The organism is Kribbella sp. NPDC051936 (assembly GCF_040680955.1).
Classification (GTDB): Bacteria; Actinomycetota; Actinomycetes; order Propionibacteriales; family Kribbellaceae; genus Kribbella.
The window spans coordinates 306,098-331,855 of record NZ_JBFAXS010000008.1; the positions used below are offsets into that span (position 1 = coordinate 306,098).

At 69.8% G+C, this 25,758-nt stretch carries 21 protein-coding genes; 8 read left to right on the forward strand and 13 right to left on the reverse strand.

The features are described from left to right. Window positions 1-142 precede the first annotated feature (142 nt). From treS to AB0L64_RS28940, 4 genes are all read left to right on the forward strand, one after another. Window positions 143-1,843, forward strand: a complete 1,701-nt coding sequence (treS, locus tag AB0L64_RS28925) for a maltose alpha-D-glucosyltransferase (RefSeq protein WP_359930897.1) — start codon at window positions 143-145, stop codon at window positions 1,841-1,843. Then, on the forward strand, window positions 1,844-3,256 hold the full coding sequence (locus AB0L64_RS28930; RefSeq protein ID WP_363715046.1) for an aminoglycoside phosphotransferase: 1,413 nt from the start codon (window positions 1,844-1,846) through the stop codon (window positions 3,254-3,256). 99 nt (window positions 3,257-3,355) lie between these two features. Further along, the gene (glgB, locus tag AB0L64_RS28935; protein ID WP_363715048.1) at window positions 3,356-5,593 is read left to right on the forward strand and encodes a 1,4-alpha-glucan branching protein GlgB; all 2,238 of its coding nucleotides are present in this window, start codon (window positions 3,356-3,358) and stop codon (window positions 5,591-5,593) included. 10 nt (window positions 5,594-5,603) lie between these two features. Next, window positions 5,604-6,485: a GNAT family N-acetyltransferase gene (locus AB0L64_RS28940; protein WP_363715050.1), complete on the forward strand. Its 882-nt coding sequence runs from the start codon at window positions 5,604-5,606 to the stop codon at window positions 6,483-6,485. Window positions 6,486-7,213: 728 nt separating this feature from the next. Here AB0L64_RS28940 and AB0L64_RS28945 read toward each other — a convergent pair. The 4 genes from AB0L64_RS28945 to AB0L64_RS28960 all read right to left on the reverse strand — a co-directional run bounded on the left by AB0L64_RS28945 (window position 7,214) and on the right by AB0L64_RS28960 (window position 10,478). Next, window positions 7,214-8,035 (reverse strand): DUF222 domain-containing protein, encoded by an 822-nt coding sequence (locus AB0L64_RS28945; protein WP_363715052.1) that lies wholly within the window; start codon window positions 8,033-8,035, stop codon window positions 7,214-7,216. Then, entirely contained in the window at window positions 8,010-8,735 is a 726-nt protein-coding gene (locus AB0L64_RS28950) for a DUF222 domain-containing protein (RefSeq protein WP_363715054.1), read from the reverse strand. Before AB0L64_RS28950 ends, AB0L64_RS28945 begins: the two co-directional genes overlap by 26 nt. 521 nt (window positions 8,736-9,256) lie before the next feature. After that, a complete protein-coding gene (locus AB0L64_RS28955) occupies window positions 9,257-10,069 on the reverse strand; it encodes an aminoglycoside phosphotransferase family protein (protein ID WP_363715056.1) in 813 nt (270 codons plus the stop codon). A 10-nt stretch (window positions 10,070-10,079) separates the two neighbouring features. Then, window positions 10,080-10,478 carry a DUF4870 domain-containing protein gene (locus AB0L64_RS28960; RefSeq protein ID WP_363715058.1) on the reverse strand — a complete coding sequence of 133 codons (399 nt, stop codon included), beginning with the start codon at window positions 10,476-10,478 and terminating at the stop codon, window positions 10,080-10,082. Window positions 10,479-10,544: 66 nt separating this feature from the next. Between AB0L64_RS28960 and AB0L64_RS28965 the strand changes: the two genes are divergently transcribed. Next, a complete protein-coding gene (locus AB0L64_RS28965) occupies window positions 10,545-11,522 on the forward strand; it encodes an RNA polymerase subunit sigma-70 (RefSeq protein WP_363715060.1) in 978 nt (325 codons plus the stop codon). On the opposite strand, the gene AB0L64_RS28970 is transcribed toward AB0L64_RS28965, so the two are convergent. Next, window positions 11,470-12,861 carry an MFS transporter gene (locus tag AB0L64_RS28970; RefSeq protein ID WP_363715062.1) on the reverse strand — a complete coding sequence of 464 codons (1,392 nt, stop codon included), beginning with the start codon at window positions 12,859-12,861 and terminating at the stop codon, window positions 11,470-11,472. The two genes, AB0L64_RS28965 and AB0L64_RS28970, sit on opposite strands and share 53 nt — an antisense overlap. A 23-nt stretch (window positions 12,862-12,884) precedes the next feature. On the opposite strand from AB0L64_RS28970, the gene AB0L64_RS28975 reads away from it, so the two are divergent. Beyond that, window positions 12,885-13,307 (forward strand): MerR family transcriptional regulator, encoded by a 423-nt coding sequence (locus tag AB0L64_RS28975; RefSeq protein ID WP_355699930.1) that lies wholly within the window; start codon window positions 12,885-12,887, stop codon window positions 13,305-13,307. Here the strand turns inward: AB0L64_RS28975 and AB0L64_RS28980 are convergent. Both AB0L64_RS28980 and AB0L64_RS28985 read right to left on the reverse strand, forming a co-directional pair. Then, complete coding sequence (locus tag AB0L64_RS28980; protein ID WP_363715064.1) at window positions 13,291-14,505, reverse strand: sigma-70 family RNA polymerase sigma factor; 1,215 nt, start codon at window positions 14,503-14,505, stop codon at window positions 13,291-13,293. The genes AB0L64_RS28975 and AB0L64_RS28980 overlap by 17 nt on opposite strands. A 67-nt stretch (window positions 14,506-14,572) precedes the next feature. Next, the gene (locus AB0L64_RS28985; RefSeq protein ID WP_363715066.1) at window positions 14,573-14,944 is read right to left on the reverse strand and encodes a YciI family protein; all 372 of its coding nucleotides are present in this window, start codon (window positions 14,942-14,944) and stop codon (window positions 14,573-14,575) included. A gap of 118 nt (window positions 14,945-15,062) precedes the next feature. Between AB0L64_RS28985 and AB0L64_RS28990 the strand changes: the two genes are divergently transcribed. Then, entirely contained in the window at window positions 15,063-16,496 is a 1,434-nt protein-coding gene (locus tag AB0L64_RS28990; RefSeq protein ID WP_363715068.1) for an NAD(P)/FAD-dependent oxidoreductase, read from the forward strand. Here the strand turns inward: AB0L64_RS28990 and AB0L64_RS28995 are convergent. Beyond that, window positions 16,489-17,628, reverse strand: coding sequence for a citrate/2-methylcitrate synthase (locus tag AB0L64_RS28995; protein ID WP_363715070.1), 1,140 nt, complete (start codon window positions 17,626-17,628; stop codon window positions 16,489-16,491). The two genes, AB0L64_RS28990 and AB0L64_RS28995, sit on opposite strands and share 8 nt — an antisense overlap. A gap of 74 nt (window positions 17,629-17,702) precedes the next feature. Here AB0L64_RS28995 and AB0L64_RS29000 point away from each other — a divergent pair, with 74 nt between their 5' ends. Then, complete coding sequence (locus tag AB0L64_RS29000) at window positions 17,703-18,872, forward strand: citrate synthase (protein WP_363715072.1); 1,170 nt, start codon at window positions 17,703-17,705, stop codon at window positions 18,870-18,872. On the opposite strand, the gene AB0L64_RS29005 is transcribed toward AB0L64_RS29000, so the two are convergent. From AB0L64_RS29005 to AB0L64_RS29025, 5 genes are all read right to left on the reverse strand, one after another. Next, complete coding sequence (locus AB0L64_RS29005; RefSeq protein WP_363715074.1) at window positions 18,873-20,252, reverse strand: hypothetical protein; 1,380 nt, start codon at window positions 20,250-20,252, stop codon at window positions 18,873-18,875. A gap of 39 nt (window positions 20,253-20,291) precedes the next feature. Then, a complete protein-coding gene (locus AB0L64_RS29010) occupies window positions 20,292-21,173 on the reverse strand; it encodes a MurR/RpiR family transcriptional regulator (protein ID WP_363715076.1) in 882 nt (293 codons plus the stop codon). 79 nt (window positions 21,174-21,252) lie between these two features. Next, window positions 21,253-22,200, reverse strand: coding sequence for a tetratricopeptide repeat protein (locus AB0L64_RS29015; RefSeq protein ID WP_363715078.1), 948 nt, complete (start codon window positions 22,198-22,200; stop codon window positions 21,253-21,255). Between the two features lie 43 nt (window positions 22,201-22,243). Then, window positions 22,244-24,034: an NAD-binding protein gene (locus AB0L64_RS29020; RefSeq protein WP_363715080.1), complete on the reverse strand. Its 1,791-nt coding sequence runs from the start codon at window positions 24,032-24,034 to the stop codon at window positions 22,244-22,246. Continuing rightward, window positions 23,955-25,628: a methylmalonyl-CoA mutase family protein gene (locus AB0L64_RS29025; RefSeq protein WP_363715082.1), complete on the reverse strand. Its 1,674-nt coding sequence runs from the start codon at window positions 25,626-25,628 to the stop codon at window positions 23,955-23,957. The genes AB0L64_RS29020 and AB0L64_RS29025 overlap by 80 nt, the downstream gene beginning before the upstream one ends. Window positions 25,629-25,758: the final 130 nt, after the last annotated feature.

Below are 25,758 nucleotides of genomic sequence, written 5' to 3' on the forward strand. Positions count from 1 at the left end.
TAACCCTGCCGCAACGGGGTACGAGGACAGATGCATGTCCGTCCGAGTCCACACAGCGTCGTCACGTCGTGGCGGCGCGCAGCAGTGCCAGCCGCAGTACCGCTAGGTTTGGAGACACCCGATGGAGGTGAGCGTGACCGACATGCTGCCGGAGCAGCACCACGGACTGACGAAGAGTGACCCGCTGTGGTTCAAGCGGGCCGTCTTCTACGAGGTCCTCGTGCGGTCCTTCAAGGACTCGAACGCCGACGGCATCGGCGACCTGCAGGGCCTGACCGAGAAACTCGACTATCTCGAGTGGCTCGGCGTCGACTGTCTCTGGTTACCCCCGTTCTATCCGTCGCCGCTGCGCGACGGCGGGTACGACATCTCCGACTACACCAACGTGATGCCGGAGATCGGCACCGTGCCCGAGTTCGAGGAGTTCCTCAACCAGGCGCACGCCCGCGGCATCCGGGTGATCGTCGACTTCGTCATGAACCACACCTCGGACCAGCACCCCTGGTTCCAGGCGTCGCGGGAGGATCCGGACGGTCCGTACGGCGACTTCTACGTCTGGTCCGACACCGACGAGCTGTACTCCGACGCCCGCATCATCTTCGTCGACACCGAGTCCTCGAACTGGACCTGGGACCCGGTCCGCGGGCAGTACTTCTGGCACCGGTTCTACTCGAACCAGCCGGACCTGAACTTCGAGAACCCGGCCGTCGGCGACGCGATGATCGAGGCGCTGAAGTTCTGGCTGGATCGCGGCGTGGACGGTTTCCGCCTGGACGCGGTGCCGTACCTGTTCGAGACCGACGGCACCAACTGCGAGAACCTGCCGCGCACCCACGAGTTCCTGAAGCGGGTCCGCAAGGAGGTGGACGCGAACTACGAGGACCGCGTCCTGCTCTGCGAGGCGAACCAGTGGCCGGCCGACGTGGTCGAGTACTTCGGCGACCGCGACTCCGGCGGCGACGAGTGCCAGATGGCGTTCCACTTCCCGGTGATGCCGCGCATCTTCATGGGCGTGCGCCGGGAGTCGCGGTTCCCGATCTCGGAGATCCTGGCCCAGACACCGGAGATCCCGGACACCTGCCAGTGGGGCATCTTCCTGCGCAACCACGACGAGCTGACGCTCGAGATGGTCAGCGACGAGGATCGCGACTACATGTGGGGCGAGTACGCGCAGGACCCGCGGATGAAGGCCAACATCGGCATCCGCCGCCGGCTCGCACCGCTGCTGGACAACGACGTCAACAAGATGGAGTTGTTCACCGCGCTGCTGCTCAGCCTGCCCGGCTCCCCGATCCTGTACTACGGCGACGAGATCGGCATGGGCGACAACATCTGGCTGGGCGACCGCGACGGTGTCCGGACCCCGATGCAGTGGTCGCCGGACCGCAACGCCTCGTTCTCCACCGCGACGCCGGGCAAGCTCAGCCTGCCGGTGATCATGGACCCCGTCTACGGCTTCCAGGCGGTGAACGTCGAGGCCGAGATGGAGAACGCCTCGTCGCTGCTGCACTGGACCCGGCGGATGATCCAGACCCGCAAGCAGCACCCGTCGTTCGGTATGGGCACCTTCACCGACCTGGGCGGCTCCAACCCGAGCGTGCTGTCCTACGTCCGGGAGTTCGGCGACGACGTGGTGCTGTGCGTGAACAACCTGTCCAGGTTCCCGCAGCCGATCGAGCTGGACCTGCGGCAGTGGCAGGGCGTCGAGCCGGTCGAACTTCTCGGTGGTGTGCACTTCCCGACGATCGGCGAACTGCCCTACCTTCTGACCCTCGGTGCCCACGGTTTCTACTGGTTCCGGCTGCCGGTGGCGAAGCCGGATAACCACGAGGAGAGCATTTAAGTGACTTCCCATCTGGACCAGGTCCAGTCCTTCTGCGCGGGCCAGAGGTGGTTCGGCGAGAAGGGACACGACGTTCATGTCGAAGCGATGGCCACCTCGGCCTGGCTGTCGGACACGGACGCCTGGCCCGCGGTCCGGATCGGGTTCGTCTACTGTGCAGGACCGCCCGGGATCGAGATCCCGATCCGGGTGTACCAGCTGCCGCTCAGCTACCACCGCGAACCGGTCGAGAACCTCGGCCACGCGCTGGTCGGCGAGTGGGTCGAGCCGGACCTCGGCGACACCGAGGTCTGGGTGTACGACGCGCTGCACGACAAGGAAGCGACGCCGTACTGGCTGGACGGGCTGACGCACGGACGGCAGCTGGACGGGCTGGAGTTCCATCCCGTCCAGGCGCCGGACCACCACGTCGAGGTGCCGCCGGACGCACAGTCCCTGGTCCTCACCGTGGAGCAGAGCAACACGTCGCTGGTGTTCGGCGACGTGGCGTTGCTGAAGGTGTTCCGCCGGCTCGAGCCCGGGAGCAACCCCGGGGTCGAGATCGAGTCGGCGCTCACCGAGGCCGGGTCCGAGCTGGTCCCGGAGGTGCTGGGGTCGGCGCGCGGCAGGTGGCCGCGCGCGGGCGGCGGCACCGACAGCGGCGAGCTGGCGATGATGACGGCGTTCCAGAACAACTCGACCGACGGCTGGTCGTTCGCGACCTCGTCGGTGCGGGACCTGTACGCCGAGGCCGACCTGCACGCCGAGGAGGTCGGCGGTGACTTCGCGCCGGAGTCGCACCGGCTCGGCGCGAGCACGGCACAGGTGCACTCCGAGCTGGCGAAGGCGCTCGGCACCGACGTCTGGGAGCCGGCCAAGCTGGTCGAGCACGCGAACGCGATGCACCGGCGACTGGACCACGCGGCGTCGGTGATTCCGGACCTGCAGCCCTACCGCGACGGTCTCGGCCGGTGGTTCGACGCGCTCGCGGCGTACGACCAGCCGGTCACGGTGCAGCGGATCCACGGTGACTACCACCTGGGTCAGGTGCTGCGCACGATCGAGGGCTGGAAGCTGATCGACTTCGAGGGCGAGCCGGCCAAGTCGCTGGTCGAGCGCCGGGCGCTGGACACCCCGGTGAAGGACATCGCCGGGATGCTGCGCTCGTTCGACTACGCGGCCCGGTCGCTGCTGGAAGACCACCAGGGCGACCAGCAGATCGCGTACCGCGCGGCCGAGTGGGCGACGCGCAACCAGCAGGCCTTCTGCGACGGGTACGCCGAGGTGGCGGGCACCGACCCGCGCGGCCAGCACGTGCTGCTGAACGCGTTCCTCGCCGACAAGGTGATCTACGAGGTCCTGTACGAGGCCCGCAACCGGCCTACTTGGCTGCAGATCCCGCTGTCGGCGGCCGCACAGTTGGCCGAACGCTAGACCCCGAATCTGCGCGCTGACCGACTGGGTTTGTGTACTTCCGGACTCGACGGGTACGGGGTGCCGTGTACGACGACGTGATCGGGCAGGATGGGGCTTATGGGAGAGCGTGAAGCTTTTGAGGAGCCGGTGGTGTCGGCCGACAAGCCTGTGGTGACAGCGGTTCCGGTCAGCCGGACCGACCTCGAGCGGCTGGTCGCCGGCACGTTCCACGATCCCCATCAGGTGCTCGGCCCGCATCTCGGCGAGCACGGCGTCACCGTCCGCGCGCTCCGTCCGTACGCGAACAGCGTGACGGTGCTGTACGACGGGCAGCGCCTCGACCTGCGCCACGAGCACGACGGCGTCTGGGTCGGCGTCCTGGACCTCGACAAGGTCCCGGACTACCGGCTCGAGGTCACCTACACCGACGGCCCCGCGACCGAGGTCGACGACCCGTACCGGTACCTCCCGTCGCTCGGCGAGGTCGACCTGCACCTGATCGGCGAAGGTCGTCACGAGCAGCTGTGGACCGTGCTCGGCGCCCACGTCCGCCGCTACGAGGGTCCGGGCGGCGCCGTCACCGGCACGTCGTTCGCGGTCTGGGCGCCGAACGCGCAGGGCATCCGGCTCACCGCCGACTTCAACTTCTGGGACGGCCGGGCGCATCCGCTGCGGTCGCTCGGCTCCTCCGGCGTGTGGGAGCTGTTCGTGCCCGGTGTCGGCCCTGGGACGCGGTACAAGTTCGACATCTGCGGCCGCGACGGCGTCTGGCGGCAGAAGGCCGACCCGATGGCGAACCTCGCCGAGACTCCCCCGGCGAACGCGTCCGTCGTGCACGAGTCGACGTACGAGTGGGACGACGCCGCGTGGATCGAGCGGCGCGCCGCGGTCCAGGCGTACGCCGAGCCGATGAGCGTGTACGAGGTGCATCTCGGCTCGTGGCGCAAGGGGAAGTCGTACCGCGAGCTGGCCGACGAGCTCGTTGCCTATGTCAACGAGATGGGTTTCACCCATGTCGAGTTCATGCCGGTGATGGAACACCCGTTCGGCGGCTCGTGGGGCTACCAGGTGACGTCGTACTTCGCGCCGACGTCGCGCTTCGGCGACCCCGACGAGTTCCGGTTCCTGGTCGACCGGCTGCACCAGGCCGGGATCGGCGTGATCGTGGACTGGGTGCCGGCGCACTTCCCGAAGGACGCCTGGGCGCTGGCCCGGTTCGACGGCACGCCGCTGTACGAGCACCCGGACCCGCGCCGCGGCGAGCAGCCCGACTGGGGCACGCTGGTCTTCGACTTCGGCCGTCCGCAGGTGCGGAACTTCCTGGTGGCGAACGCGATCTACTGGGCCGAGGAGTTCCACATCGACGGCCTGCGGGTGGACGCGGTCGCCTCGATGCTCTACCTGGACTACTCACGCTCCGAGGGGCAGTGGGTGCCGAACCAGTACGGCGGCCGGGAGAACCTGGAGGCCGTCTCGTTCCTGCAGGAGATGAACGCGACGCTCTACAAGCGGGTCCCAGGCGTCATCACGGTGGCCGAGGAGTCGACGTCCTGGCCGGGCGTCACCCGGGCCACGCACCTCGGCGGGCTCGGGTTCGGCTTCAAGTGGAACATGGGCTGGATGAACGACTCGCTCCGCTACCTGGAGCACGAGCCGGTGCACCGGCAGTTCCACCACCACGAGATGACGTTCTCGATGATGTACGCCTACTCCGAGAACTTCGTCCTCCCGCTGTCCCACGACGAGGTCGTGCACGGCAAGGGCTCACTGCTGCGGAAGATGCCGGGCGACCGCTGGCAGCAACTGGCGAACCTGCGCGCGTACCTGGCGATGATGTGGGCGCACCCGGGCAAGCAACTGCTGTTCATGGGGTGCGAGTTCGGCCAGGAGTCGGAGTGGTCGGAGAAGGGCGAGCTGGACTGGTGGCTGCTGGACCACAGCGACCACCAGGGCCTGCAGGACCTGGTCCGCGACCTGAACCGCGTCTACAAGGACAACCCGGCGTTCTGGGCAACCGACCACGACGCGGAGAAGTTCAGCTGGATCGACGCGAACGACGCCGGCAACAACGTGTTCTCCTTCGTCCGGTACGGCCCTGACGACTCCGGGGGTCAGTCGGCCGTGGCGTGCATCGCGAACTTCTCGGCGATCCCGCACCACGGCTACCGGCTCGGCCTGCCGTACGCCGGCCGCTGGGAGGAGGTCGTCAACACCGACGCCACGTCGTACGGCGGGTCCGGTGTGGGCAACTTCGGCGCGGTGGAGGCCAACGGCACGCCGTGGCACGGGCTGGAGAGCAGCGCTGAGCTGTCCGTGCCACCCCTGGCGACGGTGTATCTGCGGTTCACCGGGTAGCGTTCACGGCGTGACCGCTCCGCTGACCGATGGTGAACTGACGCTGCGACTCGCGCTCGACGACGAGGTGGTCGTCAGGTTCGACGTCGAGAACGGGCAGCCGGTCGGCACCGTCGAGGTCCGGCGGACCAGGCCGGGTGCCGGCCTGGTGGTCTGGGCGCTCGACGGCGGCGCGGAGCTGGCGCAGCGGGCGCTCCGGTTGCTGAGCGAGTACGCGTTCGGTGAGCTCGGTCTGGAGCGGCTGCAGGTCGAGGTCGACGTGGAGCTGCATTCCTCCGCCCGGGTCGCGATCCGGTCCGGTTTCCGGCGCGAGGGCGTGCTGCGCGGGGCCGCGCTGGTGGAGGGTGAGCGCCGCGACGTGGCCGTGTACGGCATGCGTGTCGACGATCCGCGTCCGGACACGGTGACGGGCTGGACCGCGTTGATGGATTCGGCGCTGCCGAAGAAGCGGGTGATCGCGCACGTCGTCGTCCGCGACACCGGTGGACGGGTGCTGCTGTGCCAGGTCAGCTACAAGAAGGACCTGGAGCTGCCCGGCGGAGTGGTCGAGCCGGACGAGGACCCGGCGACCGGTGCGTCCCGGGAGATGGAGGAGGAGCTCGGCACGGCGCTACCACTGCTCGGCATCCTCGCGATCGACTGGCTGCCGCGGTGGGAGGGCTGGGGCGACGCGGTCGAGATCCTGTACGACGGCGGCGTCCACGACCCGTCGCTGATCGACCGGCTGCGACCTGACGGCTTCGAGATCCGGTCGATCTCCTGGCACGCGCCGGACGAGCTCGCAGGCCTGGTCTCGCCACTCAACGCCCGCCGCCTACCGATGATCCTGGCCGCGCCCAACGAACTCCACAACCTCAGCAACGGCACACCGATCACACCGACCACACCGTGAGCAAGGTCTCGAGCAGGCCTTTCAGGGAAGAGATCTAACGAAAGAGATTTGGAGTGGTGGCCGGCTTCGACGGTCAGCCGTAGGCTTGCCTGCGCGTTTCAGCGCGTCCTTGATCAGCAGCCTCGTCCTGCTGACCGGCGCGCCCGTTGCACCTCCCGGCCCCAACACCCTCCTTCAACTCCCAAAATCCGAAACCGCCAGGTAGCACCGGCCAAAGTGGGACCGCTGCGTGCATGCCGCTCCACCGCCCGACCCCGCGGGCACCCCGGTTCCGCCCTCGCGGCACCCCCCGGTTCCGCCTTTGTAGCGGGCGGGTTCCGCGCTCGCCACGAGCGGCAGAAGACAAACCGGCAGCCGCAACACGCGGGGTGCGTGTGGTCGGCAAGGGGCGACGAGCCAAGCAGGTCGTCTGCCGAGTAGGCGGTTGCTTCACTGGCTCGGTTTGGGCGCCAGGACGAGCCATACCTTGCCGCAGGTGCCCTGAAGGATTCCGGTCACCTGACACGAACAGCAGCGCTGCGGGTGTGCGCGCCGCGGGTAGGAGGCCGCGTGGAACTTGGCTGCGCCGTTGTCGTCGACGACCGCCCCACTTTGCTGTCCGCCGCAGCACAACGGGCCCACCCGCATGCCCGCCGGTTAGGAGGTTGTGTGTTCTCCGGCTTCAACCGGTGGCTGCGAAGGCGGCCGCTTGCTGGAGGGCAGCTTCGTCTGCCCGCCATCGAGAGCGGTCAGCGACGCTCTCCGCTGCGATGTCCTCGGGCGCCCACGGACCGGGCGCGGTGGATTCGGACTCGCTCAAGCCCACATCGCGGCCGGGTGGGTGGGCGTGCGGCGGTGCCGTGCGCCTGGCGGCGGTGAGGGTAGGTGAGGGCTCGGCCCAGCTTGGGCGGGCGACGTGAACGATGCCGCTGGTGATGCGGATATGCCAGTGGCCGCGGTGGACGTCGGTGTGGTGACGACGGCAGAGCAGAGCCCAGGTTCGAGACTTTGGTGTCGCCGCCGTCGATCCAGGACATCAGGTGATGGGCGTCGCACATGATCGGCGGCGCCCCACAGACCACGCAGCCGCGGTCACGTGCGTCCAGGGCGCGGCGCATCGCCTTGGTGACCAGCCGCACGCGGCGGCCCACATCCAGCGGCTCCGAATTCGAGCCCAGCACCAACGGGATGATGTTCGCGTCGCAGGCCAGCCGCCGGATCGTGGCCGCGGACAGCCCGCCGCTGTAGACGGTGTGGCCGATCGCGTCGGCGGTGGCGGCTTTGAGGTCTTCGAGGTCGATCGTGACGGTGATGTTGGCCTTGGCGCCGTACCCGGCGACCTGACCACCCGTGCCCGCGCCCGGGCCCGCGGCGACCCCAGCACCTGCGCTGCCTGCGGTGCCCGCGCTGCCCGCGCCGTCCGTGGTGCCCGCGGCGTCCGTGGTGCCTGTGGTGCCTGTGGTGCCTGCGGCGGGGCAGGTGTGGGTGTCCCATGCGGCGGCGGCAACGCTTAGGGCCGTGGACAGGGCGTCGGCCTGGCGCTTGTCACGGGGGGCGCGGGTCGTGGTCACCGTCGACAGTCTTGTGCGGGCGGGCACCGGCATGCACAACCGCCCGCAGCAGCTCGGCGTTCTCGTTGGCCAAGAAGCCCTTGAACTTCACCCCGTTGTCCGCAGCCGACAGCGTCAGCGACTCCCGTTCATACGCCTTCAGCTCCTCCGGTTCGGGGCCGTCGGAGTCCAGCAGGCCGGCGATCTCCTTGGCCGCGGTACGCAGTTCGCCGGGCGACAGGTGACCGGCCAGCCCGACCAGCTGCTCCGCGGCCGCGTCCAGATGCTCCACCGGGACCCGCGACCGAACCCGCTCCAGCGGGGACACGATCGCGGCCGCCTGCGCCGGCCGAAGCAGCCAGCCATCACCAGCACCGTCGCCGGATCCGCTGTCATCGGATCCACCGTCGTCGGGTTCGTCGGTGGGTGCGGAGGAGGCGGTCCGTTCGAGGGCGTCGGACACCGCGGGATACTGCGTGGCGGTCTGGGCGAGGCGGAGGGTGCGGCGGGCGGCCGGTGGGTCCAGGCGGTACCGGAAACGCAGGAGTTCGGCGGTGTCGCGGGCGCCGAGCTCCTGCGCGTACCCGGTGGACTCGATCGCCGCGACCACGCTCAGCCGGTAGGCCTCCAGACGGGCGAGCTCGGCCTCCAGTGTGTCGAGGGTGGACAGCAGTTCGCCGCCGCCCATCGACCACACCGGCCGCTCGCCCAGGAGTTCCATGCCATCGACCCTAGACGGTCCCACCGACAGTTTCTGAGCCGGAATCCCCTTATTTTGTGGGCTGTTCGGGGGCCCACACCAGCAAACACCCCCGCAAACACCCCGGCCGACACTGGGCTCGGCGTCCACGGCCGCGTACGACAGCACCCGCTCCGTCCGCGCCACCATCCACACATCACCACCTGCGCTCAGGTCTGGTCGACGGTCGCGAGGACGTCAAGGACTTCCCAGCTGCTGCCACCGGCTCGGCAGGGCTGAGTAGCAGGACGAACCCGGCACCCCCTCAGGCCCGCCGGATCTTGAGCTGGTCCATGAACCACTTGATGCCGGTCGGCCCCAGACACGCACTCCTGCTCTTTCCGTTCTCTCTGCAGGTCCTCGATGACCGACCGCAGGGCTCGGGGCGCCCGCCGGCGCTCGGCAGCATGTCAGGACACGCGGACCGCCAGCGGACTGCCATCCCTGCCAGGCACCCAAGTCCCCTCTATCTCTTTCTTTGTTCTTTCTTGCAGGGGCGCGAGCTATCTGGTGAGCTGGCTGACGCACCAGGTGTAGTGGCCGTCGGTGGCGTTTTCGTCGTAGATAGTTGCGGTGATGATTGCGTAGGCCTTGCGGTAGACGCGCATTCGGTGCCGGTCGTGGCCCAGTTCTGCGAATCGGTGGGTCAGGAGGTCGTCCAGGCGGCGGGCTTCGGGTGAGTACATGTCGAAGAAGCCGGCCGCCAAGGAAGCCTCGAAGGTGTTGTCACCTGCTGTGGACAAGAAACCCCAATCGAGCACCGCCGCCACCTGCGTGCCGTCCATCAGGACGTTCGGCGGGCAGATGTCGCCGTGCACCACACTGAGCCCACCTTCGAGCTCGGCAAGTTCGGCCAGCACCGTGTCCAGCAGGTCGGGGAAATCGGGTACGTCGCGCGCTAGGTGAACCCCCGAGGCGTCGGCGCGGCGGCGTACCAATGCGGCGAGGCTCTCGCCCCAGGCCCCCTCCCAGAACGGCTGGTTGAGGACGGGAAGCGACCTGCCGGCCGGGCCGGGTGTCGTGGCACCTAACGCCTCGACGACTGAGACAAAAGCGTCCACGGCGACCTTTTCCGGCAGCCCGGCCTCGTGCAGCGGGACGCCGGTCAGCTTGTCCTCGACGCTGATCGCCAGCCCGTCCTCCCCCGCGGTGACCTCCCGGATCCGCGGCGTCCGGAACGGCAGCTCCGGCAGCTCGTCCAGGAACGCCTGCAACGGCCGGACGTCCTCCGGCCGCCGGTCGAACCAGATCTTGCGGACCGTCCCGTCGCCGAGGTCGTAGACGGCGCCTTCCATGCCTTGCCCGATGAGCTCCACCGGGCCGACCCTAACGGACGAAACGAATCGTCAACGGGTACCTGTAGTCGTTCCCGCCGGAGGCGGCGACCGTCGCGAGGATGATCACCACCAGCGCCACGACCGCCCCGATGGCCACCAGCGGTACGACGATCAGCACCCCGAGCCCGAACGTAACGAAGATCAGCACGGCCGCGACCGCGGAGTAGATCAGCAGCGAGATCTGGAAGTTCAGCGACTCCACCGCGTGCCGGCGGACGAAGTCCGAGCGGTACCGGAACACCAGCCAGATGATCAACGGGCACAGGAACCCCATCGCGAACCAGGCCGCGACCAGCACCCCGATGTGCGCGACCATCGCCCACGTCCGCTCTTCCGAGGCCGACAGCGGCGGCCCGGCGTTCGGCGTACTCATACTCAAGTCAAGCACACCGATTCCTTTTCGCGGGGTTCTCGGTCTGTACCGGTGACAGACCTGCAACGAAAGGACCGGGCGATGACGGCGGTAACTGGCGAGGGAGTGGTGATGGGTGGGTTCGGGGTGACCGAGCCGTTCCGCAGGGAGTTGCTGGCGCACTGCTACCGGATGCTCGCGTCGGTGCACGAGGCCGAGGACGCGGTGCAGGAGACGTACCTGCGGGCCTGGCGGTCGTGGGGCGACTTCGCGGGCAGGTCGTCGGTGCGGGTCTGGCTGTACCGCATCGCGACCAACGTGTGCCTGACCGCGCTCGAGCAACGTCGCCGCCGCGCGCTGCCGTCGGGGATCGCCGCGCCGAGTACGGATCTCGCCGCCCCGCCGCCGGCCGAGCCGGACGGCACCGCCTGGATGGAGCCGATCGCCGAGTCGCTCGTCGCCGCCGATCCCGCGTCGATCGTCACGCTGCGAGAGAGTCTGAGGCTGGCGCTGATCGCTGCCCTGCAGTACCTGCCGCCCAAGCAACGCGCCGTTCTGATCCTGCGCGAGGTGCTCGGGTTCCCGGCGGCGGAGGTGGCGGCGATGCTCGACACCTCGGTCGCCGCCGTGAAGAGCACGCTGCAACGCGCGCGGGCCCGCCTGGACGAGACGGCGCCGGCGCAGGACGAGGTCCTGGAGCCCACCGACCCCGTGGCTCGCGCCCTGCTCGACGACTACGTCACCGGCTTCGAGAACGCCGACACCGCGGCGCTCGAACGTGCCCTGCGTGCGGACGCCGCGATCGAAATGGTCGGTACGACGGCTTGGTTCGACGGCCGCGTGATGTGCCTGCAGGTGCTGGCCGCCGCTGTCGGCTCCCCCGGTGACTGGCGGATGCTCCCGATCGTCGCGAACGGCCAGCCCGCGGTCGGCGCGTACTTCAAGGGCGAGCCGTACGGCGTCGCCGTACTGACGCCAACTCGCACCGGTCTGACGCACATCCACGTCTTCAGCGACCCGGATCTCGTCACGCGCTTCGGGCTACCTGCACAGTCCGATGGGCACGGCGGCTCGTACTGAACAGGGCCAGCGCCAGTACGACGAGGCCGACCGCGACCGTCGGCCACCAGACGACGTGCTCGGCGCGGGCGAACCGTTGCGGATCGGTCGTCGCGCTGCCGATGATCGACCCCGCGACCGCGACGCCGAGCGACGTACCGGTCTGCCGGCCGACCGATGCGAGCGACCCCGCCAGGCCGGCCATCGATCCGGGCATGCCGGACACTGCGGCGTTCGCGATCGGCGGGTTGATGGTGCCGAGGAAGACGCCGAACAGCAGGAAGATCCCGAGCACGACCGGCAGCGGGGTCGCCGGCCCGATCCCGAGCGAGGCGAACGCGCCGAGCGTCAGCGCCGTACCGGCCACGACGAGCGGCAGCCGCGGGCCTCGCGCGCCCACCACCCGGCCCGTGAGCGGTGAGAGCACCGTGATGAGCAGGCCGACGGGCAGCAGGCACAGGCCCGCGTCCAGAGCGGACAGGTCGCGGATGCTCTGCAGGTACAGCGTCGTGACGAACAGGAACGCGCCGAACCCGGTGTAGGCGACCATCGCGATCACCACCGCGGAGCTGAACGGGATGCTGCGGAAGAGGCGCAGCTCGAGCAGCGGCTCCTCCCGGCGGCGCTCGTACGCGATCAGCAGGACCGCGGCGACGGCGGCCGTGACGATCAACGGCGTCCGCCAGGCGTTCTTCTCGATGATCGCGGACACCACGCTGCCGAGAAGCAGCACCACCAGGAGCTGGCCGACCGGGTCGAAGCGGCGGCCGCGGGCGGCGCGGGACTCCGGCACGTACAGGCTGGTGAACAGCACCGCGAGCGCGACGATCGGCAGATTCACCCAGAAGATCGAGCGCCAGCCGAGGCCGTCGACGAGCGCTCCGCCGAGGATCGGGCCGAGGACCAGCGACAGTCCGGCGGTCGCGCCGAAGATCCCGATCGCGCGAGCCCGCTCGGCGCGGTCCGGGAAGACCGTCACCACGATCGCCATCGCGACCGGGTTCAGCATCGTGCCGCCGACCGCCTGCACGGCGCGGGCGGCGACCAGCGCCTCGATGCCGGGCGCCAGACTGCAGAGCAGCGAGCCGAGCCCGAAGACGATCAGCCCGAGGCGGAACATGCGCTTGCGGCCGAAGCGGTCGGCGGTGGAGCCGGCCAGCAGCAGGAAGCTCGCCAGCACCAACGTGTAGGCGTCGACGGTCCACTGCAGGCCGGCCGTCGACGCGCCGAGGTCGTCGCGGATCGCGGGCAGCGCGATGTTCACGATCGAGATGTCCATCACCGAGACGAGCAGGCTCGCGCAACAGATCGCGAGCACGGCGTACCGGCGGGCGCCGACGGTTTCCTCGAGCGTTGTCATACCGGCACGCTAGGATTTAGAGCGTGCTCGAAGTCAACGAACGCGGGATCAGTATCGCCGAAGCCGCCGAACACACCGGCGTCAGCGTCCACACACTGCGGTACTACGAGCGCGCCGGGCTGGTCGTCACCACGGTCGACCGGACCGCCGGCGGGCGCCGCCGGTACCGCCAGATCGACCTGGACTGGATCAAGATCTGCACCCGGTTCCGTGCCACCGGGATGCCGATCCGCACCATCCGCAAGTACGCCGAGCTCGTCACGGCCGGCCGCGGCAACGAGAAGGACCGCCTGGAGCTGCTGGAGACGCACCGGTCGGAGATTCTCACCCAACTCGCCGCGCTGCAGGACAGCCTCGAGCTCATCGATCACAAGATCGACGTCTACCGGGGCCGCCTCGAAGCAGGCGACGCGGACAGGCTCTGGGCGCCTAGCGCAGACTCGTGAGCCGGGCGGTCAGGAAGCGGCGCTCGGTTTCGTTGGCGGTCAGCTCGATCGCCTTCTCGTAGGCCTGGGCCGCTTCCGGCCGGCGGCCGAGGCGGGTGAGGACGTCGGCCCGGGTCGCCGGCAGATACGCGTACGTCGCGAGCGCCGGCTCCTTACCGAGGGTATCCAGTTCGGCGAGCACCGCCTCCAGGTCGGCGCCCGGGACCAGACTGCGGGCGGCCACCCGGTTGAGCGCGACGATCGGGGTCGGCCAGCTCACCATCATCGCGTCGTACATCCGGACCACCTGACGCCAGTCCGTCTGCTCCCACGACGGCGCGGTCACGTGCAGACCGGCGACCGCCGCCTGCAGCGCGAACCGCCCGTGCCCTCGCTGTAGCGCCGCCGTGGCCCGCGCGACTCCCTCGGCCAGCAGCTTCCCGTTCCAGCGCGACCGGTCCTGGTCCGCCAGGAGGACCAGCTCGCCGTCGGCGCTGACCCGTGCATCGCCGCGCGCCTCGGTCATCAGCAGCAACCCGAGCAGCGCCTGCGGTTCCGGCTCGTCCGGCATCAGGCGCTCCAGCAACCGCGCCAGCTCGATCGCCCGCCCGGTCAGGTCGGTCCGGGTCAGCTCCGCCCCGGTGGCGACGTACCCGGCCGTGTAGACCAGGTGGACGACGGTCAGCACCACATCCATCCGCGCCGGCAGCTCGTGATCGGCCGGGATGCGGTACGGGATCCCGGCCGCCGCGATCTTCTTCTTCGCCCGGGTGATCCGCGCCGCCGCCGTCGCCTCGGCGATCAGCAGCACCGCGGCGACCTCGCGCGTGGTCAGCCCGCAGATCAGCCGCAACGTCAACGCCACCTGCGACTCCCGCGCGAGCGCCGGGTGGCAGCACGTGAACACCAGCCGCAACGGATCCGTCGGCTGCTCGACGTCGCCGGGCTCCTCCACCAGCAGCGGCAGCTTCCGCCGCAGGTTGGTCTCGCGACGCAGCCGGTCGAGCGCCAGCCGCCGGGCGACCGTGGTCAGCCAGCCGGCCGGGTTGTCCGGGATGCCGTCCGGCCAGGTGCGGAGCGCCCGGACGAACGCGTCCTGCGTGCAGTCCTCCGCCAGATCCAGGTCGCGCGTCAAGCGCACCACGGACGCCAGCACGGTCGACCAGCTCTCCCGGTGCACCCTGTCCACCACCCGGGTCACCTCAACGGCTTCGGTCACCTTCTCCCCCTGCCCGACGGGTACGCCGGCGCGGCAGTACGCCGGCGTACCCGGGTCGACGACACGCTCAGGCCGATGGTGCGGCGTCCTCGGACGTCGGCATCACGGGCCGGACCTCGATGTTGCCGGACGGGCAGAGCTTCGCCAGCTCCAGCGCCTGGTCGAGGTCCCGGGCCTCGATGACGTAGAACCCGCCGAGCGCCTCCCGGGTCTCGATGAACGGCCCGTCGGTGACCAGCGGCTCCGCGCCCTCACGGTTCTTGACCGTGCTCGCCGTGCTGGACCGCTCCAGCGCCTCCCCGCCGAGGATCCGCGCCCCCGCCTTCTCCACCGCCGCCGCGAACTCCCCGTGCAGCTTCATCGCCTGCTGCCACTCGTCGCGGGTCAGGTTGTCGTACCACTCCTCGCTGTCGAACAGCAGGAACATGTACTGCGCCATCTCGGACTCCCCTTGTCTAGCGCTTCCTCCGTGCGCTTCCTACTTGGACATCTTGCTGACGAACGCCTCGACACGGAATCGACAACACCCGGGAAGAATCTTTATTACCGTGGGGTACATGGAGCACCTCGACGTCCTGATCGTCGGCGCCGGCCTGTCCGGCATCGGCGCGGCGTACCGGATCCAGACCCGCAGCCCGGACCGCACGTACGCCGTGCTGGAGGGCCGTGCCGCGCTCGGCGGCACCTGGGACCTGTTCCGGTACCCGGGGGTGCGGTCGGACTCGGACATGTTCACGCTCGGGTTCCCGTTCCACCCGTGGAAGGCGGCGAAGGCGATCGCCGACGGTCCGGCGATCCTCGACTACCTGCACGAGACCGCGGCGGCGTACGGCATCGACAAGCACATCCGCTTCAACCAGCGCGTCGTCAGCGCCTCGTGGTCGTCCGCGGACGCGGTGTGGACGGTGCGGACCGCGGACACGGCGTACACCTGCTCGTTCCTCTACGTGTGCAGTGGGTACTACGACTACGACTCGGGGTACGTCGTCGACTTCGACGGCAAGGAGGACTTCCAGGGGCAGATCGTGCACCCGCAGCACTGGCCGGACGAGCTGGACTACGCCGGCCGGCGCGTGGTGGTGATCGGCAGCGGCGCGACCGCGGTGACGCTGGTGCCCGCGATGGCGGGTACGGCGGAGCATGTGACCATGCTGCAGCGGTCGCCCAGCTACGTCGCCTCCCGTCCGGCGCGCGACGCTCTGTCCGACCGCATCCGCGCCGTACTGCCGGAGAAACTCGCGCACAGCGTCATCCGCGGGAAGAACGTCGCGCTGAGCACCGCGGTGTACGGCGCGTTCCGGAAGTGGCCGGCGCACGCGGCGTGGCTGCTGAACAGCACCGTCGCCAAGCAGCTTCCTTCGTCGATCCCAGTGGATCCGCACTTCACGCCCCGGTACAAGCCCTGGGATCAGCGGCTCTGTCTGGTCCCGGACGCAGACCTGTTCAAGGCGCTGCGCAACGGCTCGGCGTCGGTGGTGACCGACGAGATCGACCGGTTCACCCCGACCGGACTGCGGCTGCGGTCCGGCCGGGAGCTGGAGGCCGATCTCGTGGTCACCGCGACCGGCCTCCGTATGGTTGCGCTCGGCAACATCAAGGTGACGGTCGACGGGCGGCGGGTCGCGCCGCACGACACCTTCGTCTACAAGGGCATGATGCTCAGCGGCGTACCGAACCTCGCCTGGTGCATCGGCTACACCAACAACTCCTGGACGTTGCGCTCCGACCTCACCTCGAAGTACGTCACGCGGCTGCTCAACCACCTCACCGCGACCGGCACCCGGATCTGTGTCCCCGACGTCGACCCCGCCGAGTACGACGCACCGCCGCGCCCGGTCGTCGACCTCACCTCCGGCTACATCCGCCGCGCTGCCGCCCTCCTCCCCCGGCAAGGCACCCAGGGGCCGTGGCGGCTACGGCAGAACTACCCTCGCGACTTGGTGACGCTTCGCTACAACCGCCTCGACGACGGCATCATGCACTTCAGCTGACGGGTGCCGGCGGTTGCGGGCCGACGTAGGTGGCGATCGGGCGGATGATCTTCGGGTCGGTGGACTGCTCGAGGATGTTGGCGGACCAGCCGATGATGCGGCTGACGGCGAACGTCGGCGTGAACATGGCGCGCGGGATGCCGCACAGCTCCATCACGACACCGGCGTAGAACTCGACGTTGGCGTAGAGGTTGCGGCCCGGCTTCAGCTCCGCGAGGACGTCGACGATGCGCTGCTCGACGGTGGTCGCGAAATCCACCAGGTCGCCGCCGATCCCGCGGGCGATGTCGCGCAGCATCAGCGAGCGCGGGTCCTCGGTGCGGTACACCGCGTGCCCGAAGCCCATGATCCGGTCGCCGGCGGACACCTTCGCGCGGACCCAGTCGTCGATGCGGTCCGGCGTACCGATCTCGTCGAGGCTGGCGAGGGCGCGGTCCGGCGCGCCGCCGTGCAGCGGCCCCGAGAACGCGCCGATCGCGCCCGCGACGGCCGCGACCACGTCCGCGCCGGTGGAGGCGATCACCCGGGCGGTGAAGGTCGACGCGTTGAAGCCGTGGTCGACGGTCGAGACCAGGTAGTGCTCGATCGCGGTTGCGTGGACGGCGGTCGGCTCGGTACCGGTCACCAGGTACAGCCAGTTCTCGGCTGCTGACAGGTCGGCGCGGGGCTCGAGCGGCTGCTGCCCTTCGCGGAGCCGGTAGAGGGCCGCGAGGATGGTCGGCGTCACGGCGCAGACCAGCATGGCGTCGGCCTTGCGACGGGCCGGGTCGGCGTCCCAGAGCGGCGGCAGACCGCGCACTGCGGCGAGCAGCGACAGCGCGGTGCGGAGACCGGCGAGCGGGTTGAACGTCGTACCGGCGGTCGCGATCGCCGGGAGGACCGCGGCGACCTCGGCGGGGAGGACGCGCAGCGGGGCGAGCTCGGCGGCGAAACGGGCGCGCTCGGCGTCGGTCGGGAGGCGGCCCTCGAACATCAGGTACCAGACGTCTTCGAGCGTCTTGGACTTGGCGAGATCGATCGCCGAGTACTGGCGGTAGTGGTAGAACCCTTCGTCGCCGCGGACGTCGCCGAGGGTCGTCTCGGTGACGACGACATTGCGCAGGCCGGGCGGTGCAGTGATCGTTGATGACATATCTTCAGAGTTGACAGGCAATCAACAGTTGTCAATATTGATCCAGTCAACATGAACGCTGCGAGGAGCGGGGAATGCCGGGCGAAGGTGACGAGAATTACCTGACCACCGCCGAGGTGGCGCGCCGTCTGCAGGTGAAACCGGCGACGGTCTACGCCTACGTCAGCCGCGGCCTCCTCACCAGCGTCCGCGCCCGCGGCCGCCGCGGCAGCCTGTTCCCCGCCGCCGACGTCGAACGCCTCGCCGCCCGCTCCGTCGAACACTCCGGCGTGGTGGAACGCATCGAATCCGAACTCACCCTCCTCGACAACGACACCCTCTACTACCGAGGCCGGTCCGCCCGCGACCTGGCCACAACCGCCACCCTCGAACAGGTAGCCACCCTCCTCTGGACACCCGGCGGCACGAGTGCGGTTGCGGGAGAGGGGTTGTTCACGGCGGATCGGGACGGGGTCTGGCTGGCTCGGCGAGCCATGGAGGTGGTGCCGGAGGGGGCTCGGTCGACGGATCGGTTGCGGGTGGCGGTGGCGGTGCTGGGGGCTGCGGATCCGTTGCGGTTCGACTTGTCGGCGGCTTCGGTGACGGCTGCGGCCGGGAGGTTGATCGGGACGTTGATCGCGGCGCTGCCGGGACCTACGGCCGTCGGTACGACGCTGGGCGGGAAACTCTGGCCGAAGCTCTCGGACGCGGAACCGCGGCCGGAGGTGCTCGACGCCGCGCTGATCCTGCTCGCCGACCACGGGCTCGCGGTCTCCACCATCGCGGCCCGGGTCGCGGCCAGCGCCCGCGCGAACCTGTACGCCGTCGTCTCGGCAGGCCTCGGCGCGCTCGACGGGCAGTACCACGGCGCCGCACCGACCCTCGCCTACGAGTTCCTGGAGCGGGCGCAACGGGATCCGGTGCAGGCCCTCTCGGACCAGCTGCGATCCGGCGAACCAGTTCCCGGCTTCGGCCACCGGATCTACCAGCACCGCGACCCGCGCGCCGACGTACTGCTCGGGCTGCTCGGCGACCACCCGATCGTCGGCACGATCCGGGCGGTCGCCGAGCGGACGCCGACGTTCCCCAACAGCGACCTCGCGATCGCCGCGATCATGCATGCGTACGACTTCCGCCCGGACGCCGGAGACGCCCTCTTCGCCTTGGCCCGGATGGTGGGCTGGACCGCGCACGCCCTGGAGGAGTACGCGGCCCCAGCCCTCCGTTTCCGGGCCATGGGCATCTACACCGGGCAGGCGACGTGACTATTTGGCGGTGAGCTTGATGAGAGTCGCGGCGCCCGGAGCGAGAGTCACCGGGATCTGACCGACGCGTTGGGGGGCGTACTGCTGACGGGCCGGCTGGAAGATTCCGGCCGAGCCGACGGTCTGGCTGTTGAGCGAGACCACTGCCCGGGCGCGGGTGCTGTGGGAGCGGTTGGCGACCAGCAGCCAGCGGTCGCCGGAGGTGGTGTCTCGCGGGCGGAACGTGCCGACGACGACCGGATCTCCGGAGATTCCGGACACCAGGCTCGTCGGGGTGAAGCCGACGGTCCCGTTCGGCAGCGGGGTCTCGTTGACATGTTCCACGGTGTCGGACACCAGCGGCTTGAGCTCGCGTCCGACCTGGTGCAGCCAGGTGGTGTTGATCTGCTGCGCGGCGTAGTAGCGCGACGTGCGTTGGCCGTCCACCGTGATCAGCGCCGGCCCGAACCCTTCCCCGCGAGCGGCTTCCGGCGTCCAGTAGGTGAAGTACTGGATGCCCTTGGCGCCGTACGCGAGGCTGATGTTCACCTGCCAGAGCAGCTCGGCCGCGGTCGGTTCCCGATGGTTGTTGTAGGCAAGTGTCTGGATGAACACCCAGGACGGGATGTCGCCGTGCAGCGCGGCGTCGCGGACGATCGCCCAGTTGTGGAAGTAGTTCGCGTCCTCACGGCCCTCGGACAGCAGCGGGTACCGGTCGAACGAGATCAGCGACGGTTTCACCACGTCGACGAAGCTCCGGTAGTACGACGCGTCGTCGGACGGGAACAGGTTGATGTACGGCAGCAGCTGCGGCGCGAGCTCACGAGAGATCGCCAGCGCCTTGGCCAGCGTCGCGAACCAGCCCGCGCCAGGTTCGTCGTAGAAGTTGAAGCCGGCCAGCGACGAGTACGGGCCGTACGCGTTCCGGGCCCGGGTGTAGAACTCCTTGGCCTCGGCCGGGGTGATGCTGAGGAAGTCCGTCGTGGTGTCGGAGATCGAGAACCAGCGGGACATGTTGCGGATCTGGATGTCGTCGGAGATCAGCATCTTCAGGCCGGCGTCCCGGGCCAGCCCGAGCTGGTAGGTGAAGATGTTGCCGTCGCCGGCGTAGTTGCCGGAGATGACGAAGTCGAACCCGGCGTTCTTGATCTCCGCGAACCGCTCCGCGGTGCTCGCGAACGGGTGCGGCGGCCAGAACAACCCGATCGGGAAGTCCGGCCCGCCCGTCAGCGGCAGCACGTCCGGCGACGGTACGGCGACCTCGGCAGCAGCCGAAGCCATCGAAGCGGAGGCGGTGGAGGCGGAGGCGACCGAGGCGGACGCCGCGGTGAGGGCGGTGGCGCCCGCGCCGAGCAGCAGGCTGCGGCGGCTGGGGCCAAGGGTCTGGTGTGGACTCTGCATGACTCTCCTTCGGAAGGCGGTCGAACGGAGTGCGGGAGTTCAGGAACGGTGGCGATGCGTCGACACCGCGTCGGCCGTGGCGTCGAAGGCCTGTTCGGCCAGCGGGTAGTCGCGTTGCGCGACGCCGAGGTAGAGCGCGTCGAGGACGATCATCTGGGCGTGCCGCCCGGACAGGCCGCCGGTGCGGAACGTGACGTCGCGGGCGGCGGTGACCAGCACGATGTCGGCCGCCTGCGCCAGCGGCGACCGCGGATAGTTGGTGATGGCAACAGTCGTCGCGCCCTGCCGGCCGGACCGGGTCATCGGTTCCAGGACCTCGAGCGTCTCGCCGCTGTGCGAGATCCCGATCGCGACATCACCGGTGCCGAGCAGCGCGGAGCTGGCCAGCGCGGTGTGGACGTCGCTCCAGGTACTCGCGCCGCGCCCGATCCGATGCAGCCGCAGGCGCAGGTCCTCGGCGACGGCGGCCGACCCGGCGACGGCGTACAGGTCGATCCGGCGGGCGTTCGAGATCGCCTCGACGGCGCGCCCGAGCGCGTCCACGTCGAGCGCGGCGACGGTGTCCTCGAGCGCGCGGGTGTCGGCACGCAGCAAGGTCCGCAGTACGTCGTCGAGCGAGTCGTCCGGGCCGACCTCGGAGCCGGTGCCACGCTCCCAGCTCGGACTGGTCCGCCCGCTCTCGGCCGCCAGCGTGAGGCGTAGCTCGGCGTACCCGGACAGCCCGAGTGCGAGACAGAACCGCGTGACGCTGGGCAGCGACGTGCCGCACCGGGCCGCCAGCTGCCCGATCGTCGACGAGGCGACCGCCGCCGGGTCCCTCAGGACCTCGGCGGCGATCCGCGCCTGTGCCGGGCTGAGCGCCGGCAGCAGGCCGTGGATGCGTGCTTCCAGGCTCGGCGGCGGCGACTCGACAGCGCTCATGTGAAGAATTCTCAGAGCACTCCGGCGCTATTTACAAGAATTCACGCCGACCGGTTCCGGCCAGCCGATTCACACGCGGTCAGAACAGGGCGGCCATCAGCCGGCGACGGGCCTTGACGACCCGCTCGTCGTCCGCGCCGACGACCTCGAACAGCTCGAGCAGGTGTAGCCGCACGGTGTTCCGCTCGTCGCCCGCGGTCGCCTGGACGGTGGCGATCAGCCGCGCGAACGCGTCGTCCACGTGCCCGCCCATCAGGTCCACGTCGGCGACCAGCATCTGCGCCTCGACGTCCGCGGGGTTGTCGGCCGCCCGCGTCCGGACGTCGGCCGGCACGTCCTGCGTCCGCTTCACCAGTTGCACACGAGCCAGCCCGGACTTCGCCTCGGCGTCGTTCGGCGTCTCCTTCAGCAGCTCCTCGTACGCCGCGATCGCGCCGTCCAGATCGCCCGTGCCGATCGCGTTCTCGGCCTTCTCGTACCGCGGGTTCGGCGGCTCTTCCTCGTCCGCGGCGGGACCGTCCGCCGCCGGGCCGACCGGCTCGGCGCGGCCGGTGATCCCGTTGGCGACCGCGACCGTCAGCAGTTGGTCGAGGTACTGCCGCGCCTCCGGCTCGCCGAGCGCACCCTGGAACAGCGGCACGACCTGCCCGCGCAGGACAGCGATCACCAGCGGAACCGTCTGCACGCCGACCGCCTGCGCGAGCTGCGGGTTCGCGTCGATGTCGATCCGCGCGAGCAGGAACTTCCCGGCGTACTCCGTGGACAGCGCGGCGAGCACCGGGCCGAGCGCGACCGAGGCCTGCGAGCGCGGCGACCAGAACTCGACCACCACCGGGACCTGCAGCGAGCGCTCGATGACGTCGCTCTGGAAGGTCGGCTCGCTCACGTTCAGCACGTACGACCCCGCGGCACCGCCACCGCCGGCCGGCGCACCGCCTGCCGGGCTTCCGGGTGCCGGCGCACCGGCAGGCTTGCGCAGGGCCGACAGGTCGATCGCCCCGGGACGAGAGAAGTTGGACTGGCTCACCACTGTCCTCGCAATCCGTACGTACCGTTCACAGCTCTATCCTCTACGACGCGACCGAACCGCGCTGCGCCCGGGTCGCCATCAGCAGCCGGGCGAGCCCGCTGCGGGTGCCCGCCACCGCGAGCCGGTCCCCCGGCCGCAGCACCCGGTCCGGCTCCGGATCCCAGTCCCACGGCCCGTCGAAGTCCTGCCGGGCCAGCACGCGCAGCCCGCCGGCCTCGTCCAGTTCGCCGAGTCGCAGCCCGCCCGCGACCGACCCGGACTCGACGTTCACCTCGGTCAGCAGCAGGACGCGGCGTCCGGCCGGGATCGTCACCTGCTTGCGCCGATTGGCGACCGCGGCCGCGACCGCCGGCGCCACCAGCATCGACACCGACCGGCTGTGGCCGAGGCCCAGCCGGCGCTCGACCCGCTGCGCGAGGTCGTGGTCGAACATCCGCATCGTGATCCGGGCCTCCGGGTTCAGGTCCCGGGCCACCATCGCCGACTCCAGGTTGGTGATGTCGCCGTCGGTGATCGCGAGCACCGACTGACAGCGCTGGACGCCGGCCGACCGCAACGTCTCCTCGTTGCTGCTGTCCCCGATCACGACCGGGATCCGCAGCCGGTGCGCGACCTGGACGCCGGGCGCGTCCTCGTCCTGGTCGACGCCGACGACCGCGACGCCCCGCTCGGTGAGGATCTCCAGCACCCGCGCGCCGACCGTCCCGAGGCCGCACACCACGAGGTGGTTGCGCGGCCGGCCGCGGACGCCGCCGATGATCCGCGACAGCCGGGCGCCGACCAGCGAGTCGACCACGACCGCGGTCAGCAGCGCCATCAGCACGATCCCGGTCAGCTGCACCATGACCGCACTGACCTTCACCCACGGCTGGGCGTCGTTGAACTTGTCGTCGTCGATGCCCGCCGAGGTCACGACGCCGACCGCGAGATAGAGCGCCCGCCACCACTCGATCCCGCCGAAGTAGTGGACGATCGCCGTACCGGCCGCGACCAGGAGCGCCATCACCGCGGCGATCTTCCGCACCCGGCTGTCCAGGATGTCGCGAACCGCCATGAACCAGCCCGCCGGACGGACGTCGCGGCTGCGCCAGATCGGCCGTACGCCGGTGCCGAGCACGAGGTCGCCGTCCGGGTCCGCGCTCGACGTCGGCAGCAGCTGCGGTGTGGCCGACGAGGTGGTGTCCGCGAGCACCGTCAGGTGCGGCTCGCGGATCAGGTCGGCCGGCCCCACGACGACGCGCTGACCGCCGAGCTCCATCCAGGTCAGCTCGTCGTCCTCGAGCGCGTCCGACACGAACGCGGGCGCGGCCAGCGACGGCCCGTTGATCACCACGCAGTCGCCGAGCAGGTCGTTCAGCTGCTTGCTGATCCGCGGGTTCACCATCTGGACGACGATCCGCAGCTCCGGATCCATGTCCCGCGCGGTCAGGGCGGTGTGCACGTTGTGGACGTCGTCGGTGTCCAGCAGGACCAGGGCGCGGGCGGTCGACGGCGTACCGTCGTCGTCCGCGTCGACCCCTGCCCGGCGCAGCAGCCCCTCGCTGATCACCCGCGCGCCCATCACGGTCGCGCCGAGCTCACCGATCCGGTCGTAGTGCCGGGACGCCGGGTTCACGATCGCGGTCACCCGCTCGCCGGAACTGACCAGCTCGGTCACCACGCGCAGCATCGTCCGGTCCGAACCGCAAACCACGACCCGGCGGCCGTCGGCCGGATCGCGGGCGCCGTCCTGACCGGACGGTGGCGGCTCGTCAGAATCGGGCGGGCTCCCGGTACTCTCCCCACTGCTCCCGAAGAACGTGACAGATTTCCCCCATCGTGGCCTCCGCACGCACCGCCTCCAGCATGGGCTCGATCAGGTTGCCAGTGCCGCTGGCCGCCTCCACCAGAGCCGATAGCGTACGACGTACCCGGTCCTCGTCGCGGTGGGACTTGCGCTCCGCCAGCACCCGGCACTGCTCGACCTCGACCTCGTGCGAGACCCGGAGGATCTCCAGCTCGCCGGACACCGTGTCGGTGAGCGTGTTCACGCCGACGATCAACTTCTCGCCCTTCTCGAGCTTCTGCTGGTACTCGAACGCGGCGTCGGCGATCTCGGCCATGAACCAGCCGTCCTCGATCCCGCGCAGGATGCCGCCGGTCATCGTCTCGTCCGGGCTCATCTCCTTGATCCGCGCGAAGATCTCCTCGGCCTCGGCCTCGATCTCGTCGGTGAGCGCCTCGACGTACCAGGACCCGCCGAGCGGGTCGGCCACGTTCGTGACGCCGACCTCCTCCATCAGCACCGACTGGGTGCGCAGGGCGATCTCGGCCGACTCGGCGGTCGGCAGCGCGAGGGTCTCGTCGAGCGCGTTGGTGTGCAGCGAGTTCGTCCCGCCGAGCACGGCGGCCAACGCCTCGACGGCGGTCCGTACGACGTTGTTGTACGGCTGCTGGGCCGTCAGCGAGACGCCGGCGGTCTGGGTGTGGAACCGCAGCCACTGCGCCTTGTCGGTCTTCGCCCCGTACACGTCGCGCAGCCAGCGCGCCCAGATCCGGCGGGCGGCCCGGAACTTCGCGATCTCCTCGAAGAAGTCCAGGTGGCTGTCGAAGAAGAACGACAGGCCGGGCGCGAACACGTCGACGTCCAGGCCGCGGGACAGCCCGAGCTCGACGTACCCGAAGCCGTCGGCGAGGGTGTAGGCGAGCTCCTGCGCGGCCGTCGAACCGGCCTCGCGGATGTGGTAGCCGGAGACACTGAGCGGTTTGTACGCCGGGATCGTGGTCGCGCAGTACTCCATCAGGTCGCCGATCAGGCGCAGGTGCGGCTCCGGCGGGAACAGCCACTCCTTCTGCGCGATGTACTCCTTGAAGATGTCGGTCTGCAGCGTCCCGTTCAGCTTCGAGATGTCCGCGCCCTGGCGCTCGGCGGCGACCAGGTACATGCAGAAGGCCGGTACGGCGGGACCGGAGATCGTCATCGAGGTGGTGACGTCCTGGAGCGGGATGTCCTTGAACAGCCGGTCCATGTCCGCGGCCGAGTCGATCGCGACACCGCAGTGCCCGACCTCGCCGAGCGACTTCGGGTCGTCGGAGTCGCGCCCCATCAGCGTCGGCATGTCGAACGCGACCGACAGGCCGCCACCGCCGCCGTTCAGGATCATCTTGTACCGCTCGTTGGTCTGCTCGGCGTTGCCGAAGCCGGCGAACTGACGGATCGTCCAGGTGCGGCCGCGATAGCCGGTCGCGTACAGCCCGCGGGTGAACGGGAACTCGCCCGGCCAGCCGATCCGCTCCATCCGCGGGTCGTCGACCCCCTCGGGCGGCCCGTACACCGGCCGGACCTCGGTGCCGGACAGCGTGGTGAAATCCGCCTCCCGCGTGCGCGCCGCGTCGTACCGCTGCTGCCACCGGCTCCGGCCGGCCGCGATCTGCTCGGCATCCATCAGTCAGACCTCCTCGGGAACTGGTCCCAAAATACTAGGACGTCCAACTATTTTCCACTGCCGGACGCCCAGCACTCACCAACCTCAGCGGAGCGCGCCGGATCGCCCGGCCTCGAGCGTGCCGGCGTGG

Coding starts and splice junctions, on each gene's coding strand:
- AB0L64_RS28995 (WP_363715070.1), bottom strand. CDS start 17,628: ATGTCATCAACGATCACTGCACCGCCCGGCCTGCGCAATGTCGTCGTC.
- AB0L64_RS29025 (WP_363715082.1), bottom strand. CDS start 25,628: ATGGATGCCGAGCAGATCGCGGCCGGCCGGAGCCGGTGGCAGCAGCGG.
- treS (WP_359930897.1), top strand. CDS start 143: ATGCTGCCGGAGCAGCACCACGGACTGACGAAGAGTGACCCGCTGTGG.
- AB0L64_RS28950 (WP_363715054.1), bottom strand. CDS start 8,735: ATGGAACTCCTGGGCGAGCGGCCGGTGTGGTCGATGGGCGGCGGCGAA.
- AB0L64_RS28990 (WP_363715068.1), top strand. CDS start 15,063: ATGGAGCACCTCGACGTCCTGATCGTCGGCGCCGGCCTGTCCGGCATC.
- AB0L64_RS29005 (WP_363715074.1), bottom strand. CDS start 20,252: ATGCAGAGTCCACACCAGACCCTTGGCCCCAGCCGCCGCAGCCTGCTG.
- AB0L64_RS28970 (WP_363715062.1), bottom strand. CDS start 12,861: ATGACAACGCTCGAGGAAACCGTCGGCGCCCGCCGGTACGCCGTGCTC.
- AB0L64_RS28965 (WP_363715060.1), top strand. CDS start 10,545: ATGACGGCGGTAACTGGCGAGGGAGTGGTGATGGGTGGGTTCGGGGTG.
- glgB (WP_363715048.1), top strand. CDS start 3,356: ATGGGAGAGCGTGAAGCTTTTGAGGAGCCGGTGGTGTCGGCCGACAAG.
- AB0L64_RS29000 (WP_363715072.1), top strand. CDS start 17,703: ATGCCGGGCGAAGGTGACGAGAATTACCTGACCACCGCCGAGGTGGCG.
- AB0L64_RS29010 (WP_363715076.1), bottom strand. CDS start 21,173: ATGAGCGCTGTCGAGTCGCCGCCGCCGAGCCTGGAAGCACGCATCCAC.
- AB0L64_RS28985 (WP_363715066.1), bottom strand. CDS start 14,944: ATGGCGCAGTACATGTTCCTGCTGTTCGACAGCGAGGAGTGGTACGAC.